General features: G+C 72.5%; 18 protein-coding genes and 1 riboswitch. Of the genes, 10 read left to right on the forward strand and 8 right to left on the reverse strand.

Going from position 1 to position 15,122, the window contains the following annotated elements; all coding sequences use genetic code 11:
* The coding region (locus ACIWVC_RS23580; RefSeq protein WP_396454581.1) for a hypothetical protein at positions 1-219 on the forward strand (219 nt) is incomplete at its 5' end.
* Between the two features lie 454 nt (positions 220-673).
* Positions 674-869, forward strand: a riboswitch (cobalamin riboswitch).
* A gap of 12 nt (positions 870-881) precedes the next feature.
* Entirely contained in the window at positions 882-1,496 is a 615-nt protein-coding gene (gene bluB, locus ACIWVC_RS23585) for a 5,6-dimethylbenzimidazole synthase (protein WP_396454582.1), read from the forward strand.
* Here the strand turns inward: bluB and ACIWVC_RS23590 are convergent.
* Positions 1,405-2,571, reverse strand: coding sequence for a glycosyltransferase 87 family protein (locus tag ACIWVC_RS23590; RefSeq protein ID WP_396454583.1), 1,167 nt, complete (start codon positions 2,569-2,571; stop codon positions 1,405-1,407). The genes bluB and ACIWVC_RS23590 overlap by 92 nt on opposite strands.
* 132 nt (positions 2,572-2,703) lie before the next feature.
* Here ACIWVC_RS23590 and ACIWVC_RS23595 point away from each other — a divergent pair, with 132 nt between their 5' ends.
* The 4 genes from ACIWVC_RS23595 to ACIWVC_RS23610 are packed head-to-tail and all read left to right on the forward strand — an operon-like array spanning position 2,704 to position 5,838.
* Positions 2,704-3,822, forward strand: coding sequence for a sensor histidine kinase (locus tag ACIWVC_RS23595; RefSeq protein ID WP_396450584.1), 1,119 nt, complete (start codon positions 2,704-2,706; stop codon positions 3,820-3,822).
* Entirely contained in the window at positions 3,819-4,514 is a 696-nt protein-coding gene (locus ACIWVC_RS23600; protein ID WP_396450582.1) for a response regulator, read from the forward strand. The genes ACIWVC_RS23595 and ACIWVC_RS23600 overlap by 4 nt, the downstream gene beginning before the upstream one ends.
* A 38-nt stretch (positions 4,515-4,552) precedes the next feature.
* Positions 4,553-4,936, forward strand: a complete 384-nt coding sequence (locus tag ACIWVC_RS23605; RefSeq protein WP_396450580.1) for a BlaI/MecI/CopY family transcriptional regulator — start codon at positions 4,553-4,555, stop codon at positions 4,934-4,936.
* Positions 4,933-5,838, forward strand: a complete 906-nt coding sequence (locus ACIWVC_RS23610; RefSeq protein WP_396450578.1) for a M56 family metallopeptidase — start codon at positions 4,933-4,935, stop codon at positions 5,836-5,838. The genes ACIWVC_RS23605 and ACIWVC_RS23610 overlap by 4 nt, the downstream gene beginning before the upstream one ends.
* Positions 5,839-5,914: 76 nt before the next feature.
* Here the strand turns inward: ACIWVC_RS23610 and ACIWVC_RS23615 are convergent, their stop codons facing one another.
* From ACIWVC_RS23615 to ACIWVC_RS23625, 3 genes are read right to left on the reverse strand one after another with little or no spacing between them, the layout of a single operon-like run.
* On the reverse strand, positions 5,915-6,382 hold the full coding sequence (locus ACIWVC_RS23615; RefSeq protein ID WP_396450576.1) for a PPOX class F420-dependent oxidoreductase: 468 nt from the start codon (positions 6,380-6,382) through the stop codon (positions 5,915-5,917).
* Between the two features lie 11 nt (positions 6,383-6,393).
* A complete protein-coding gene (locus ACIWVC_RS23620; protein WP_396454584.1) occupies positions 6,394-7,893 on the reverse strand; it encodes a DHA2 family efflux MFS transporter permease subunit in 1,500 nt (499 codons plus the stop codon).
* A 48-nt stretch (positions 7,894-7,941) separates the two neighbouring features.
* Positions 7,942-8,430, reverse strand: coding sequence for a MarR family winged helix-turn-helix transcriptional regulator (locus ACIWVC_RS23625; protein ID WP_396450572.1), 489 nt, complete (start codon positions 8,428-8,430; stop codon positions 7,942-7,944).
* A gap of 220 nt (positions 8,431-8,650) precedes the next feature.
* On the opposite strand from ACIWVC_RS23625, the gene trpS reads away from it, so the two are divergent.
* Complete coding sequence (trpS, locus tag ACIWVC_RS23630) at positions 8,651-9,682, forward strand: tryptophan--tRNA ligase (protein WP_396450570.1); 1,032 nt, start codon at positions 8,651-8,653, stop codon at positions 9,680-9,682.
* A gap of 11 nt (positions 9,683-9,693) precedes the next feature.
* Here the strand turns inward: trpS and ACIWVC_RS23635 are convergent, their stop codons facing one another.
* From ACIWVC_RS23635 to ACIWVC_RS23650, 4 genes are read right to left on the reverse strand one after another with little or no spacing between them, the layout of a single operon-like run.
* Positions 9,694-10,311 (reverse strand): TetR/AcrR family transcriptional regulator, encoded by a 618-nt coding sequence (locus ACIWVC_RS23635; RefSeq protein WP_396450568.1) that lies wholly within the window; start codon positions 10,309-10,311, stop codon positions 9,694-9,696.
* On the reverse strand, positions 10,311-11,213 hold the full coding sequence (locus ACIWVC_RS23640; protein ID WP_396450567.1) for a saccharopine dehydrogenase NADP-binding domain-containing protein: 903 nt from the start codon (positions 11,211-11,213) through the stop codon (positions 10,311-10,313). The genes ACIWVC_RS23635 and ACIWVC_RS23640 overlap by 1 nt, the downstream gene beginning before the upstream one ends.
* On the reverse strand, positions 11,210-12,022 hold the full coding sequence (locus ACIWVC_RS23645; protein WP_396450565.1) for a class I SAM-dependent methyltransferase: 813 nt from the start codon (positions 12,020-12,022) through the stop codon (positions 11,210-11,212). The genes ACIWVC_RS23640 and ACIWVC_RS23645 overlap by 4 nt, the downstream gene beginning before the upstream one ends.
* A gap of 37 nt (positions 12,023-12,059) precedes the next feature.
* Positions 12,060-12,932 carry a LysR family transcriptional regulator gene (locus ACIWVC_RS23650; RefSeq protein WP_396450564.1) on the reverse strand — a complete coding sequence of 291 codons (873 nt, stop codon included), beginning with the start codon at positions 12,930-12,932 and terminating at the stop codon, positions 12,060-12,062.
* A 93-nt stretch (positions 12,933-13,025) separates the two neighbouring features.
* Between ACIWVC_RS23650 and ACIWVC_RS23655 the strand changes: the two genes are divergently transcribed.
* The 3 genes from ACIWVC_RS23655 (at position 13,026) to ACIWVC_RS23665 (ending at position 15,107) form a co-directional block, all read left to right on the forward strand.
* Positions 13,026-13,757 (forward strand): hypothetical protein, encoded by a 732-nt coding sequence (locus tag ACIWVC_RS23655; RefSeq protein WP_396450562.1) that lies wholly within the window; start codon positions 13,026-13,028, stop codon positions 13,755-13,757.
* Positions 13,758-13,869: 112 nt separating this feature from the next.
* Positions 13,870-14,019 (forward strand): hypothetical protein, encoded by a 150-nt coding sequence (locus tag ACIWVC_RS23660; protein WP_396450560.1) that lies wholly within the window; start codon positions 13,870-13,872, stop codon positions 14,017-14,019.
* Complete coding sequence (locus tag ACIWVC_RS23665; RefSeq protein WP_396450558.1) at positions 14,007-15,107, forward strand: winged helix DNA-binding domain-containing protein; 1,101 nt, start codon at positions 14,007-14,009, stop codon at positions 15,105-15,107. The genes ACIWVC_RS23660 and ACIWVC_RS23665 overlap by 13 nt, the downstream gene beginning before the upstream one ends.
* The last annotated feature ends 15 nt before the right edge of the window (positions 15,108-15,122 follow it).

Here is a 15,122-nt window from a genome sequence, read left to right on the forward strand (position 1 = left end):
CCGGCATCCGCGATGCTCATTGCCCGGCAAGACACCCCAACCCTGCTCACTTGGGTGCCCAAGTCCGCCCAATCGTGGGTGCGCATTTCCCCGGCAACTGTGCGCGCCCTGATCCTGGTACCGCAGACCATCAACCGGCCGGTCGGCCTGCCCCACAAGCTGACTGCCGATATCGCCGCCGGGACCCTGCGCGGGGTGCGTCCCGGGGCTCGAGCTTGATCGCATGCTGCCGGCCCTGGCGGTGGACCTGTCGCCGAACCGGGCACCGCCCTGACCGAACCACAACGGCATCGCTGACCTTCCGGCCGCGAAAATCCCGGCCCGGACGGCCGGGTTCGCCTCCTACTGCGGCGTCGCGCCGCTGGACGCTTCCTCCGGAGACCTCAAACGGCACCGGCCGCGGGCCGTTGATCGACAACCGGCAAAATCCGCCGTCAGACCGCTCAGCAGGCTGAAGCGACGGCTGTGCGTTGACGGAACATGATCAGAGATACGGATGCCTCTCTGCTTGTCGCCGCTTGGCACAGAGAGATGCCTTAACTCGACAGGCCCTCGGCCAACCGCGCAGTTCGGTCTCTGCGTTGGTGTTGTCCGCGCGGCGGGCGTGGGCGCGGTGGTGGCAGGGTGTGGTGCTGGCCGAGGGCGTCCGGTGCGGGGTCGGTAGGGTCGGGGGTGGCATGAACTGACGCGGGGTGCCCCCTTGTGGGGAGAATCGGGAAGCCGGTGTGAATCCGGCACGGGCCCGCCGCGGTGACCGGGGAGCTGCCGTCCATGCGCGTTTGCGCAGCCACTGGCCTTACGGCCGGGAAGGCGGGCGGTCGAGTGTCGATCCGGGAGTCCGAAGACCGGCCTCGCTACGACGACGCAGCGGGAGCCTGCCCATGAACCTCTATGACGCCATCCACCGCCGCCGTGATGTGCGCGCCGAGTTCACCGGTGCGCCGATTCCGCAGGACGTCCTTGAGCGGGTGCTCGCGGCGGCTCATGCCGCGCCCAGTGTGGGGCTCTCGCAGCCCTGGGATTTCGTCCTGGTGAGAGATCTGGGGGTGCGGCGTGCCTTTTACGAGCATGTGCAGGCGGAGCGCGCGGTGTTCGCGGCGGGGCTGACGGGTGGCGACAAGGAGCGTTTTGGTCGGATCAAGATCGATGGGGTGTTGGAGTCCAGTCTGGCGGTCGTGGTCACCTACGACGCGGCGCGCGGTGGGCCGGCGGTTCTCGGGCGGCATGCCATCGCGGACGCGGGGTTGTATTCGGTGTGCCTGGCGATCCAGAACTTGTGGCTCGCGGCTACCGCTGAGGGTCTTGGGGTGGGATGGGTCTCGTTCTATCGGGAGCCGTACCTGCGGGAGCTGCTCGGCATTCCCGCGGCCATTCGTCCGGTCGCGTGGTTGTGTCTTGGGCCCGTCACCCGTCTGCAATCTGCTCCGGATCTCGAACGGCACGGGTGGTGGCGTCGTCGGCCGCTGGAGGCCGCTCTGCACCATGACCGGTGGTGAGGCGGACGGCCATGTGGACGAGGAACAGCACGCCTGCCAGTAGGTAGCAGTTCGCCACGGGGGTCAGGAGCGGGTTGAAGCCGTATTCGAGCGGGTGGCCGTTGTGGGGCGTCCACCAGAGGGGTGAGAGGACGAAGAGGGCGTAGGCGGCCAGTGCGGTCTTGTGGTTCTTGTTGCGGAGGAGCACTGCCAAGGCGGGGACTATCCACACCCAGTGGTGCGTCCACGAGACGGGTGAGACCAGAAGGCCGGTCGTGCCCGTTACCGCTGTGGCGCCCAGCCAGTCGCCCCGTTTCGCCCATAGGGCGGCGACTGTGAGGCCGGCGGCGGCGATTGCTGGGGGAATGGCCGTGTACCAGTCGCCTACTGCGGTCGTGTTCCACAGGATGCGGGTCAGTGCGCCGTACGGTGACTGGTTGCTGATGTAAGGGACGCCTACGCGGGACGTGTCGTAGAAGGTGTGCAGCCAGTAGAGGCGGGACGCTTCTGGTGCGATGGCGTAGGCGAGCAGAGTGCAGGTGGCGAAGGTTGCGGTGGCTGTTGCGGCGGCCCTTGTGCGTCGGCTGATCAGGAGTAGCGCGATGAAGATTGCGGGGGTCAGCTTTATCGCGGCTGCGATGCCGATGCCTACTCCTGCTGGACGGCCTTGGGCTATGCGGTGCATGTCCGCCAGGACCAGGGCTAGGAGGAACAAGTTCACCTGGCCCAGGAAGAACGTGTGCCAGACCGGTTCGAGCAGCAGGCCGGCCGCTGCTACGGCTATGAGAGGGGCGCGGCGGCCGGCTAGTTCCAGCGTTGTGCGGCAGGCCCATACGAAGGCCGCTAGGGAGGCCAGTTGCCACATCACGCGGGTGACGGTCAGGGGGAGTGCGGAAAGCGGCGTGAACAGGGCGGCCATGAATGGTGTGTTCGTGAACCAGTGGTCGGCCAGCTGTTCCTCGTAGAGGCGGGAGCCGTTTGTTATTGCGTCTCCGCCTAGCCGGTAGATGCGGAAATCGAGCGAGTCGTACAGGACGGAGAAGGCCGCGATCGCCAGGACTTCGGCGGCCAGTATCAATGACACTCGACGCTTCATGGTGCCAACGGTGTCGAGGGCGGGGCATAACGGCATCCGGCCGTCGGCCATATTCGCCGGAAGTGCTGTAGCCCCGGGGACTAAGCCTGCGGGCTAATGTGCGGGGCAAGATGCGCCGGTTACGATCGCGGCATGTCCGCCCTGCCGCTGAGCCGAATGCGCAGCATCACGTGGACGGTCCTCGCGTGGTCGGGCGCCGTCCTGTATCCCGGCTTCCTCTTTGTCACGGTCAGTAATGGGCACGGTGGCTTCGAAGGGCTGGAAGTCCTGATCTCGGCCGCGCTCACGGTCCTGGTGGCGGGTCTGCTGCTGCGCCGGCCGGTGGCGGCGCACGCGATCCTTGCGCTCGCCTGGACGGCGGCGCTGATGGAGATGCCGAACGGGGCGGTCGCCGGGCTGTACCTGCTGCTCACCGACCTCGGCGCCGGGTACATCGCGGCCACTCGCAGGCGGCGGGTCTCTGTCCCCGTCGCCGTCTTGACCGGCTTCCTGCAGGTCGCGGCCGTCGCCTCCTTCATGTTCCCCAGCGGCGTCTTCTTCCTGACGGTCGTGCTGGCGATGCTCGTCACGTGGATGGCGGGTGACGCGCTGCGGGTGCGGTGGGCGCACGCCGAGGCGATGCGGGCGCAGGCCACGGCGCGGGCCGTCGCGGACGAGCGGCTCCGCATCGCCCGCGAGCTGCACGACATGGTCGCGCACAGCATCGGGATCATCGCGATCCAGGCGGGCGTCGGCGGGCGGGTGATCGACACGCAGCCTGCGGAGGCGCGCAACGCGCTGGACGCCATCGAGGCCACCAGCCGCGAGACGCTGACGGGGCTGCGGCGCATGCTCACGGCGCTGCGCAAGGACGACCCCGCCCCGCTCGGCTCGACGCCCGGCCTGGACGGTCTCGACCGGCTGGCCGAGGCGACGCGGGACGCGGGCGTCACCGTCGTGATCCGCACCGAAGGGGAGCGCCGGCCCCTCCCGCCGGATGTCGATCTCTCCGCCTACCGGATCGTGCAGGAGGCGGTCACCAACGTCGTCCGCCATGCGGGTGCGGACGAGTGCCGGGTCACGATCGGCTACCGCGACGGCGAGCTGGACGTCGAGGTAGCGGACGACGGGCGCGGCGGCGTGGTCGGCACCGGCTACGGCCTCGTCGGGATGCGCGAGCGGGTGGCTCTGCTGCGCGGCGAGTTCGCCGCCGGGCCGCGGCCCGAGGGCGGGTTCCGGGTGGCGGCGCGCATCCCGCTGGCGGGACGATGACGGTCCGCATCGTCCTGGCCGACGATCAGCCGCTGATCCGCGCCGGGTTGCGCGTCCTGATCGCCGACCACCCCGACCTGGAGATCGTCGGCGAGGCCGGGACGGGCGCCGAGGTGGTGGAGCTGGTGGAGGCGGTCCGCCCCGACGTGGTCGTCATGGACATCCGCATGCCCGACATGGACGGCATCGAGGCGACCCGGCGCATTACCACGGCCCACGTCATCATGCTGACCACGTTCGACGACGACGAGTACGTCTACGGGTCGCTGAAGGCCGGCGCGAGCGGCTTCCTCGTCAAGGACATGGCGCTGGAGGAGATCCTCGCGGCCATCCGCGTCGTCGCCGCCGGGGAGGCGCTGATCGCGCCGAGCGTCACCAAGAGGCTGATCGCGGAGTTCGCGGCCCGCCCGGAACCCGGGCCGGGGCCGGGGCGGGGGGACGGGCCCAGGCAGGTGGAGGGGGCCGGGCGGGTGGACGGGATCACCGACCGTGAGCGCGAGGTCCTCACGCTGGTCGGGCGCGGCATGTCCAACCAGGAGATCGCCGGGGAGCTCTTCATCAGCGTGGCGACGGCCAAGGCGCACGTCGCCCGGCTGCTCGCCAAACTCGGTGCCCGCGACCGCGTCCAGCTCGTCATCGCCGCCTACGAGCTGGGCCTCGTCGCGCCGCCTACGGGCGGTAGTACTACCTGACGTGGTGACCCGCGGACCCGTCGGATAACCTTGAAGGCGTGAAGGGTCTGGGAGAGCTTGAACGCACGGTCATGGAGGTCCTCTGGGAGCGGGAGGACGCCGGCCTGGAGGCCGCCACCGCCCGCGATGTCAGCCGCGCGCTCGCGAGCGACCGGGATCTCGCGCACACTACGGTGATGACCGTGCTGGACAGGCTCGCCAAGAAGGGCTTCCTCGAGCGCGAGCGCGACGGCCGCGCCTGGCGCTACCACCCGGTCGCGAGCCGCGAGATGTACGTGACCGAGCTGATGCTGGGCGCCCTGAACGAGACCGGTGACCGGGACGCCGCCCTCGCGCACTTCGTCCGGTCGGTGTCGCGGGACGAGATCGATGTGATCCGGCAGACCCTCGCGGGTCTCACGAGCAAGGAACCACCGGCATGACCGGCGCCGCCCTGCTCGCTCTGATCTCCCTCGGGACCATCGGCGGGGCGCACTTCCTGGCCCGCGCCCGGTGGACGTGGCGGGCGCCGCGCATCGGGATCGCGCTCTGGCAGGCCCTCGGGCTGTGCTGGGGCGTCGCCACGATCGGCGCCCTCCTCGGTCTCGCCCTCCTCCCGTACGGCAAGGGCGTCCTCGGCGGGCTGCCCGGCCTGTACGACGACCAGGCCGCCAGCCTCAACGCCGTCCAGGTCGCCTCGCTGCTCGGCGCGATCAGCCTCACGGCGGTGCTGCTGGTCATGCTGATGTTCGCGGTGGTCCGCGTGGTGCGGGCCCGGCGCCGGCACCGGGCGCTGCTCGCGCTGGTGTCGCGCCGCGACTCATCCGTGCCCGGCACCCTCGTCGTCGACCACCCCGGCGCCGCCGCGTACTGCGTGCCGGGCGTCCGCTCGCACAAGGTCGTCGTCAGCGCCGGGACGCTGCAGCTGCTCGACCGCGGCGAGCTGGCCGCGGTCCTCGCGCACGAGCGCGCGCACGCGCGCGAGCGGCACGACCTGGTGCTGCTGCCGTTCGCGTCGCTGCGCCAGGTGTTCCCGCAGTTCCGGCTGGTCGGACGGTGCCTGGACGCGGTGGAGCTGCTGATCGAGATGGCCGCCGACGACCGGGCCCGGCACGGCCGCCCGGCCCGCGAGCTGGCGACGGCGCTGCTGCGGTTCGCGGCCGCCCGCCCGGCCGCCGCCCCGTCCGGCACCCTCGGCGTCGCGCACGGCGACCTCCCGGTGATGGCGCGGGTGAACCGGCTGCTGGAGCCGCAGCCGGTGTCGCGGAAGGTGCGCCTCGCCGCGGCCGCCGCCGTCCCGGTCATCGCGGGGCTGCCGCTGCTCCTCCTCGTCCTGCCGCACTAGCCCGCGACCGCATTAGCCCGCGACCGCATTAGCCCGCGACCGCGCTAGCCCGTGGCCGTGCTGGTCCGCGACCGTGCTAGTTCGCGATGACGGTGCCGTAGAGGCGGGTGGCGCGCAGGCGTATCACCAGCCTCCTGTCCTCGGCCATGTGCTCCAGGAACGCCCGCTCGTCCGCCGGGTCGGCGAACCCCGGTGTCATGGCGAGCAGCTCGCGCCCCACCGCGTCGCCGGGCTCTTCGGATATGCCGGACAGTTCGGCGGTGCCTTCCGCGACCGCGAACGACATGTGGTCCGGGCTTGCCGCGTGCAGCGCGGCGCGCGGGTCGCGGCGGAGCTGCTTCACCTTCGCCCGGTCGGCGGTCGTGGAGATCCGCGCGACCCGCTCGTCCGGGTCCCACGTGTAGGCGACGGTCGTGAGGTGCGGGTGGCCGTTCGGCCTGTTCGTCGCGAGGACGGCGAACCGGTGCTCGCCGAGGATGCGCACCAGGTCGTCCTCGGTGATCGGCTTGGGGCCGGGTCCCCGGCCGGGGCCGTACTCGGTCATCTCGGTCTCCTTCAGGCGTTGGCGGGGACGTTCTCGGCGGGGGACGCGGTGGACGCCGGAGGCTTCGGGCGGCGCAGGACGAGCAGGGACACGGCGAGCGCGGCCGTCAGGAGGGCGGCGGAGATGCCGAACGCCAGGTGGTAGCCGCCGGCGAGCGCGGCGGCGGTGCCGCGCCCGTCCGCGCGGAGCGCGGCGGTGCGGGACGCGGCGAGCGTGGTCATGACCGCGACGCCGAGCGCCATCCCCACCTGCTGGACGGTGTTGAACAGGCCCGACGCGATGCCCGCGTCCTCCGGGCGGGCGCTGGACATGCCGAGCCCGGTCAGCGACGGCAGGACGAGCCCGGCGCCGGCGATCAGAACGAAGGCCGGGAGCAGGTCGGTGGCGTAGCGGGCGTCCACCGGGACGGTCGTCAGCCAGGCCATCGCGCCGGCGAGCAGCACCAGCCCGGTCGTCAGCACGAACCGTTCGCCGAGGCGGTTCGACAGCCGCGCCGACGCGAACAGCGACACGGCGCCGATCGCGACGGCGGCCGGGAGCATCGCCAGGCCGGTGCCGAGCGCGCTGTAACCCAGGATCTGCTGCATGTAGAGGGCGACGATCACCTGGAACGAGAACATCGCCGACAGGGTGAGCAGCTGGACCATGTAGGCGCCCGACACGTTGCGGGAGCGCAGGATCCGCGGCGGCATCAGCGGGGTCGCGGCGCGCGCCTGCCGGACCGCGAAGCCCGCGAGCAGGACGAGGGACACCGCGCCCAGGCCCAGCGTGTGCGAGGACAGCCAGCCGTGGCTCTCGACCTTGACGACGGTGTAGATGCCGAGCATCAGCCCGGACGTGGCGAGCAGCGCGCCGGCGACGTCCGCGCCGGCGGCGAGGCCGATGCCGCGGTCGCGGGGCAGCGCCGGGAGGGCGAGCAGGACGGTGGCGAGCCCGATCGGCAGGTTGATCAGGAAGATCCAGTGCCAGCTCAGCGCGTCGGTGAGCACGCCGCCGAGCACCTGCCCGATGGACGCGCCGGCCGCGCCGGTGAAGCTGAAGACCCCGAGGGCCTTGGCCCGCTCGCGGGGGCCGGGGAAGAGCGTCACGAGGATGCCGAGGACGACCGCCGAGGCCAGCGCGCTGCCGACGCCCTGCAGCAGGCGGGCGGCGATCAGCAGGCCGGACGTGCCGGCGGCGCCCGCCAGCACGGACGCCGCGGTGAAGACGGCGTTCCCGAGGAGGAACAGCGTGCGGCGGCCGATGAGGTCGCCGAGCCGGCCGGCGAGGAGCAGCAGGCCGCCGAGCGGGATCAGGTAGGCGTTCATGATCCAGCTGAGCCCGGCGGGGGAGAAGCCGAGATCGTCCTGGATGGCGGGCGCCGCGACGGTCACGATGCTGCCGTCCAGGATCGTCATCAGCATCGTCGCGGACAGCACCCCGAGCGCCGCCCAGCGGGAGCGGAGCGGGGCGGTGAGCCGCGACGCGGATGCGGAACGGGAGGTGGAAGGACGGGTCGTCTCCTTGGTCATAGGAGAGACCGTAACAGATAGTTTTGTTAGAGACGATCCTTGACGGACTTATTTTTGGCGCTGCCGGACCCGGCGGGCGGGCAGCGGGCTCTCCACCGGCGTGCTCAGATGGCCCTCGGCCAGGGCGGTCAGGGCGCGGACGAGCACCTCGCGCTCGTCGGCCGGAAGCGAGCCCAGCGCCGCCTCGTGCACGCCGTCCACGATCTCCTGGCTGCGGGCGGCGACCCGCGCGCCCTCCTCGGTGACCGCGATGATCCTGGCCCGCCGGTCCGTGGAGGACGGGCGGCGCTCGGCGAGGCCGGCCTTCTCCAGGGCGTCGACCGTGACGACCATCGTCGTCTTGTCCATGTCGCCGATCTCGGCCAGCTGGATCTGGGTGCGCTCCCCCTCCAGGGCGTGGACGAGGACGCAGTGCATGCGCGGGGTCAGCCCGATCTCGGCGAGCGCGGCCGTCATCCGGGTGCGCAGCACATGGCCGGTGTGGTCGAGCAGGTAGGACAGGTCCGGTTTCGTGCGGCTGGGGGACATCGAGGTCATGCGCCCAGGCTACCCAATTGGTTCCGTTCTGGATTATCTGTGAGCAGCCGTTTCTCGTCGTCTATGCTGGGTGCCGTGAACCGCATCGCGTGTCTGGGCTGGTGGCCGTCCTAGGACGGCCGACACTCGCGCACGCCATCGGGCCGTCCACTGGACGGCCCTTCTCTCTTCTTCCGCGGGGTCCGCCGGTGGCCGGCCGACCCGAGACGGAGGAGAGACCATGGAGACCACCCCCGAAGCCCGGACCCGGGAGCTGGAGGCGCGGATCGCCGCCGACCCGGGCGCGTTCCGCATCCTGACCGGCGACCGGCCGACCGGGCCGCTGCATCTCGGCCACTACTTCGGCACCCTGGCGAACCGGGTCAGGCTGCAGCGGGCCGGCGTCGAGCTGCTGCTCGTCATCCCCGACTACCAGGTGCTCACCGACCGGGACGTCGCCGACCGGCTGTCCGAGCACGTCGAGGGGCTCGTCGCCGACTACCTGGCCGCCGGGATCGACCCGGCCGCGGCGACGGTCTTCCGGCACAGCGCCGTCCCGGCCCTGAACCAGCTCATGCTGCCGTTCCTGTCGCTGGTGACGGTCGCCGAGCTGAACCGCAACCCGACCGTGAAGGACGAGATCGCGGCGTCCCGGCAGGCGTCGGTCAGCGGGCTGATGTTCACCTATCCCGTCCACCAGGCCGCCGACATCCTGTTCTGCAAGGCGAACCTCGTCCCCGTCGGCAAGGACCAGCTTCCGCACCAGGAGATCACCCGGACGATCGCGCGCCGCTTCAACGAGCGCTACGCGCCGGTCTTCCCGGTGCCGGACGCGCTGCTGTCCGCCGCGCCGCTGCTGCTCGGGACGGACGGCCGGAAGATGGGCAAGAGCCGGGGCAACGCGATCGCGCTGTCCGCCGGGCCGGACGAGACCGCCCGGATGATCAGGCGCGCCGTGACCGACGGCGACCGGCACATCACCTACGAGCCGGACACCCGCCCCCAGGTGTCCAACCTGGTGCTGCTCGCCGCGCTGTGCCAGGACCGCGACCCGCACGACGTCGCCGCCGAGGTCGGCTCCGGCGGGGCGGCGGCGCTCAAGAAGGTCGTCGCGGACTCGGTCAACGAGTTCCTCCGCCCGATCCGCGCCCGCCGCGCCGAGCTCATCGCCGACCGCGCGTATCTGCGCCGCGTGGTCGCGGAGGGGAACGACCGGGCCAACGCGATCGCCGACCGCACGCTGGAGGAGGTCAGGGCGGCCATGGATTCTTGAACGATGGATCCCTAGCGGGGGGCGATGCCGCGCAGGACGACGGCGACCAGGCCGTCCACGGCGTCCAGGGGCACCCGGTGCGCGAGCTCCTCGCCCTGGAACAGCACCGACAGCACCGGCTCGTGGCACGCGCCGACGATCATGGACGTGGCCGAGTCCACCGGGGCGTCCGGGGCGAGCCGGCCGAGGTCGCGCTCGGCCCGCAGGTAGGCGGCGAGGCGGGAGCGCCAGTCCCGCTCGCCGCCGCTCAGCGCGGAGAACCGGGCGAGCACCTCGGGCTGCGCGACCAGCCCGGCGACGGCGGGCAGCAGCGCGTTGTGCGCGACCAGCCCGTGCCGGACGTAAGCGCGCAGGTTCTCCTCGATCGTCCCGCTGCCGGGCTCGGGCAGCGGGTCGAGCGAGCGCTCCACCGACTCGGCGCGTGCGCGCAGGGCGTGCGCGAGCAGCTCCTCCTTGTCGGCGAAGTGGTTGTAGAGGACGCCGTCGGCGACGCCGGCCTCCCGCGCGATCGCCCGGACGGTCAGGCCCGCCGCGCCGCGCTCGGCCATCATCCGCTCGGCCGTGGCGATCAGGTGCTCGCGCAGGGACCGGTCGCCGGTGCGCAGCGCGGCCGCTTTTCGAGGTGACATCACTCCGGATCGTATTCGCCGAGATCGAACCCGTGGGCGGCGAGTTCGGGGAGGAAGTCGGGGCCGACGGCGTCCTCGATGTGCCGGACGCCGGGCGGCATCCCGTCCAGCCGCCGGACGACCAGCGCGGCGGCCAGGCCCGTCGCCCGGCTCTGCCGCCGCCCGGAGAACGACCGCACCCGCCCCCCGGACTCGACCGCCACGGCGAACCCGTCCCCGCCGACGTGGACGTGCCGGAGCGCGGCCCGCAGCGGAGCCGCGTCCCGGACCCGCCTGAGCCGGGGGAGGAGCGCGGTCAGCGCCCGCGAGTCCAGGCAGAGGCCCGTCCGGACCCGGCCGGGGAGCGTGTACTGGTCGGAGAACGGGAACCGGTGGACGGTGCGGGTCCCGTAGGGCGGCGGGAAGCGCATCCGCCAGGATTCGCCCACCTCGCCCAGGGAGTCGAGCGTCCACTCCACGGCGCCCGGCCCGTGCTGCTCGCCGGTGCCGATCAGGACGCCGATGTCGACGTCCGCGCCGCCGAATCCGTGCGCGAGCAGGTTGGTCACCCCGGGCGCGAGCCCCACGCTGAGCACGGCCGTCGCCTCGGTCGCGTCCAGCCTCTCGATCCCGGCGAGCACCTCGTACGACGCGGACACATCGACGTAGTGGACGCCGCGTGCGAGGCACGTCTCGGCGACCCGCACGTTCTCGGTCTCCGCGCACATGACGACCGCGTCGGCGTCGAGCCGCTCGATGTCGTCGCTCCGCAGATCGAGGCGCATCGGCGTCGCGCCCTCGACGGTGCGGGCCTTGGCGAGGTCCCGGCCCGCGACGACGATCTCCGGCACGTGCCCGCGCAGGCCCGCGACGACCTCGCGTCCCACGGCCCCGTATCCCCCGAGGACGGCGACCCGCTTCATCGCCGTGCCGCCACCAGCCGCGCGGTGCTGCGCAGCCGGACGGCGCCGTCCCGCTCGAACCGCGCCATCACCTCGGTGAGCGCGTCGACCAGCTCGCCGCTCTCGCCGTAGTTGTAGCGGATCGGGCCCCAGCCGGCGAAGAACTCCGCCGCGTCGCGCGCGTCCCGGCCCCAGATCTGCTCGGCGTCCACCAGGCGTGTGCGGACGTCCTTGAACCCGGCGCCCTCAAGGACCTCGCGGACGCGGTCCGGATCGGCCAGCGACAGCGGCCCCTGATGCCCGATCGGCGGCTCCGCGCGCGGCGGCAGCGCGGCGAACACCTCCCCGAGGTCGGTCTCGCCGGGCGGCGTCATGACGACGAACGCCACCCGTCCGGCGTCCCGCAGCGCCCGCCGGACGTTCCCGAACGCCGCGACCGGATCGGCGAAGAACATGACCCCGAACCGGCTGACCGCCACGTCGAAGGCGCCGTCCGGGAACGGGTGGACCTGGGCGTCGCCCTGCTCGAACGCCGCGTTCGCGACCTCCTCCGCGGCGGCGAGCGAGCGGGCGCGGGCGAGCATCGGCCCGGACAGGTCCACGCCCGTCGCGCCGCCGAGCCGGGCGCGCCGCGCCGCGAGCCGGGTGACCTGCCCGTTCCCGCACCCGATGTCGAGGACGCGGTCGCGCGCCCCGATGGCCGCCGCGTCCAGCAGGACGTCGTTGAAGCCGCTGTTGACCGCGTCGTAGCGGTCGTGGTGGCCGGCCCAGTGCCGGCCCTCGTATCCGTTCCAGGCCTCGGCCTGATGGGTGTTGACGATGTCCGCCATGCCCCCTCCTTATGAACGTCTGTTCATGAACGTACGTTCATGACGTGCCGCCCGTCAAGGCCGCGATGAATGCCGTACCCGCCGGGCCGGTCGTGCGCGGGTGCAGCACCTCGGTGCGGTGGACGATCCGGGGCGCGCGCACGGGCACCTCCGCCAGCCCCCGACGCCCGGCGAGACCGGCCGGGAGGAGCGCCGGCCCGTGCCCCGCGGCGACCAGGGCGACCAGCAGCTCCACGTCACCGCCCTCGCAGGTGAGGGACGGGCGGAAGCCGTCCCGCGCCCCGGTCGCCCGGCGCAGCGCCGCCAGCGGCACGGCGACGTCCGGGGCGTCCAGCCACAGCGCGTCCACGAGATCGCGCAGGTCGAGCCCCGGCCGGGACGCCAGCGGATGCGCGGCGGGGAGCACGACCGCGAGCGGGCGCTCGGCCACCGCGACGGCGGCGACGGGGACGCCGGCGTCCAGCCGCAGCGGGTCGCTGGGCGCCGCGATGCCGTCCACGAGCCCGATGTCCAGGTCCCCGGTCGCGACGGCGGCGTCGATTCCCGCGCGGGGCAGGACGCGGACGGCGGCCTCCAGGCGGGGATGCGCCCGGCGGGCCGCGGCCAGCGCGCCCGCGACATGGGCGGCGGCGAGCGGGGACGCGCCCACGCTGAGCCGCAGCCGGGGCGCCGCGGTCAGCCGGGCGATCTCGGACCGCGCCGCCCGGAGCCGCAGCAGGATCGGCCCCGCGTGCTCCAGCAGCCGCGCCCCGGCCTCCGTCGTCCGCACCGGGCGGCGATGCAGGAGCGTCGCCTTGAGGTCGTTCTCCAGTGACGCGATCTGCTGCGAGACGGCGGCCTGCGTGTATCCCAGCTCGTCGGCGGCCGCCGAGAACGAGCCTGCCCGGACGACGGTGACGAACGTGCGCAAGAGGTGAGGATCCACGGAGGATAAGCATCGCTTATCGACGCATCGGAAATCATCGTTGGCGCTTGTGCTCGGTCGAGGGCCAGGATCGGCGGCATGACCTTCACCGCACGAATCGCCCTGGTGGGGGAGCGATCCCCCAACGTCCAGTCCCACGTCCGGATACCGGGCCTGCTGGAGGCCGTCCGCGAACGGGACGGTCTCCTCGTCGAGGCGTATTGGATTCCGACCGATGAGGTGGGGGACGGCCTGACGGGCTTCGACGGGGTGTGGCTGCTGCCGGGCAGCCCCTACAAGAGCGAGTCCGGTGCGGTGGCGGCCGTACGGTCCGCCAGGGAGGAGGGGATTCCCATCCTGGGGACGTGCGGCGGCTTCCAGCACATGCTGCTCGAATACGCCCGCAACGTCTGCGGCCTGAAGGAGGCCAAGCACGCTGAGAACGAACCGGGAGGGAACGGGCCGGGAGGGAACGGGCCGGGAGGGAACGAGCCCGCCGATGATCTGCTGATCATGCCGCTGGCCTGCTCGCTCGCCGGGCACGAGGCGGAGGTCGCGGTGACTCCGGGCTCGTTCGCCGAGCGGCTCATGGGGACCCCGCGCAGCGTCGAGCGCTTCAACTGCGCGTTCGGCCCGAACCCGGCGTATCTCGACGTCCTGCGCCGGAACGGCCTGCGGTTCACGGGTCACGACGGCGACGGCCAGGTGCGCATCGCGGAACTGCCCGGGCACCCGTTCTACTTCGCCACGCTCTTCCAGCCGGAGCTGGCCGGCGACGGCACCCGTCCGCACCCGGTCATCGCCGCCTTCGCCGCCGCCGCTTCCCGTTGACGATCCCGGCGGCACCCGAGTAGCTGCACCCGAGTAGCCGCACCCGAGTAGCGGCACCGGAGTAGCGGCACCGGAGTACCCGCGCCGCCTCCGCATCGGTGAGGATAGGCGGATGAACCGGCCACAGCTCCACCATCGCGTCCTGATCCCGGACGCCATGTGCATCCCGGACGTCATGTGCATCCCGGACGTCATGTGCATCACGGACGGGCGGAGCCTTCCGTGCACTCCGCGCACGACGGCGGGGGCGTGGCCGCTGTGACGATCGGCAGGAGGGCGCTGAACCGGGCGCTGCTGGCGCGCCAGATGCTGCTGGAGCGGCATGACATGCCCGTGCTGGACGCAGTCGAGCACCTGGTCGGCATGCAGGCGCAGGCGCCGAACCCGCCGCACATCGGGCTGTGGAGCCGCCTCGCGGACTTCGCGTTCGGCGATCTCGGCGCGCTGCTGGCGGAGCGCCGCGTGCTGCGGATCGTGCTGATGCGCGGGACGCTCCACCTGGTCAGCGCGCGCGACGCCCGCGCGCTGCGGCCGCTCACCCAGCCGATCCTCGACAACCTCCTGAAGGCGCGGGCCGCCGAGCTGGACGGCATCGACCTCGACGCGGTCACCGCCCACGCCCGCGCGCTGCTGGAGGACGAGCCGCGCACCGACAAGGAGGTCCGCGCATCGCTGGCCGAGCGGTGGCCCGACCACGACGCCGATCTGCTGGGCTGGGCCGTCCGCCTGCGGCTGCCGCTGGTGCAGACCCCGCCGCGCGGCATCTGGGGCGCCTCGGGGGTCGCGCGGCACACGACGCTCGACACCTGGCTGGACGGGCACCCGCCCGCCGAGACGACGCTGGACGATGTGGTGCTGCGCTACCTGGCGGCCTTCGGGCCGGCGAGCGTCCGGGACGTCCAGCGCTGGTCGGGCCTGACGCGCCTCGGCCCGGTCGTCGAGCGGCTCCGCCCGGGGCTGCTGGAGTTCCGCGACGAGAACGGCCGGGTGCTCTACGACGTGCCGGATGCGCCGCGTCCCGGCCCGGACGCGCCGGCGCCCGTCCGTTTCGTCCCGGACTTCGACAACCTGCTGCTCTCCCACGCCGACCGCGCCCGGATCATCAGCGAGGAGGACCGCAAGCGGGTCTTCACCGTCAACGGCATCATCCGCGCGACGTTCCTCGTGGACGGCTTCGTCCACGGCATGTGGAAGATCGAGAAGAAGCGCGGGGAGGCGGTGCTGCGCATCGACCCGTTCCGCCCGGTCCCGAAGCGGGAGCGCACCGGCCTTGAAGAGGAGGGCATGCGCCTGCTCAGCGCCGCCCATCCGGAGGCCGAGTCGCACGCGGTCGAGTTCCTCCGGCCCTGAATCGCCGAGCCGGGG

The sequence above is a fragment of the Actinomadura sp. genome (assembly GCF_044508335.1).
Lineage (GTDB): Bacteria > Actinomycetota > Actinomycetes > Streptosporangiales > Streptosporangiaceae > Spirillospora.

Bases quoted from the DNA above. Each gene is read 5' to 3' on its own strand.
- bluB (WP_396454582.1), top strand. From the start codon at position 882: ATGAACCTCTATGACGCCATCCACCGCCGCCGTGATGTGCGCGCCGAG.
- ACIWVC_RS23590 (WP_396454583.1), bottom strand. From the start codon at position 2,571: ATGAAGCGTCGAGTGTCATTGATACTGGCCGCCGAAGTCCTGGCGATC.
- ACIWVC_RS23595 (WP_396450584.1), top strand. From the start codon at position 2,704: ATGTCCGCCCTGCCGCTGAGCCGAATGCGCAGCATCACGTGGACGGTC.
- ACIWVC_RS23600 (WP_396450582.1), top strand. From the start codon at position 3,819: ATGACGGTCCGCATCGTCCTGGCCGACGATCAGCCGCTGATCCGCGCC.
- ACIWVC_RS23610 (WP_396450578.1), top strand. From the start codon at position 4,933: ATGACCGGCGCCGCCCTGCTCGCTCTGATCTCCCTCGGGACCATCGGC.
- ACIWVC_RS23615 (WP_396450576.1), bottom strand. From the start codon at position 6,382: ATGACCGAGTACGGCCCCGGCCGGGGACCCGGCCCCAAGCCGATCACC.
- ACIWVC_RS23620 (WP_396454584.1), bottom strand. From the start codon at position 7,893: ATGACCAAGGAGACGACCCGTCCTTCCACCTCCCGTTCCGCATCCGCG.
- ACIWVC_RS23625 (WP_396450572.1), bottom strand. From the start codon at position 8,430: ATGACCTCGATGTCCCCCAGCCGCACGAAACCGGACCTGTCCTACCTG.
- trpS (WP_396450570.1), top strand. From the start codon at position 8,651: ATGGAGACCACCCCCGAAGCCCGGACCCGGGAGCTGGAGGCGCGGATC.
- ACIWVC_RS23635 (WP_396450568.1), bottom strand. From the start codon at position 10,311: ATGTCACCTCGAAAAGCGGCCGCGCTGCGCACCGGCGACCGGTCCCTG.
- ACIWVC_RS23640 (WP_396450567.1), bottom strand. From the start codon at position 11,213: ATGAAGCGGGTCGCCGTCCTCGGGGGATACGGGGCCGTGGGACGCGAG.
- ACIWVC_RS23645 (WP_396450565.1), bottom strand. From the start codon at position 12,022: ATGGCGGACATCGTCAACACCCATCAGGCCGAGGCCTGGAACGGATAC.
- ACIWVC_RS23655 (WP_396450562.1), top strand. From the start codon at position 13,026: ATGACCTTCACCGCACGAATCGCCCTGGTGGGGGAGCGATCCCCCAAC.
- ACIWVC_RS23660 (WP_396450560.1), top strand. From the start codon at position 13,870: ATGAACCGGCCACAGCTCCACCATCGCGTCCTGATCCCGGACGCCATG.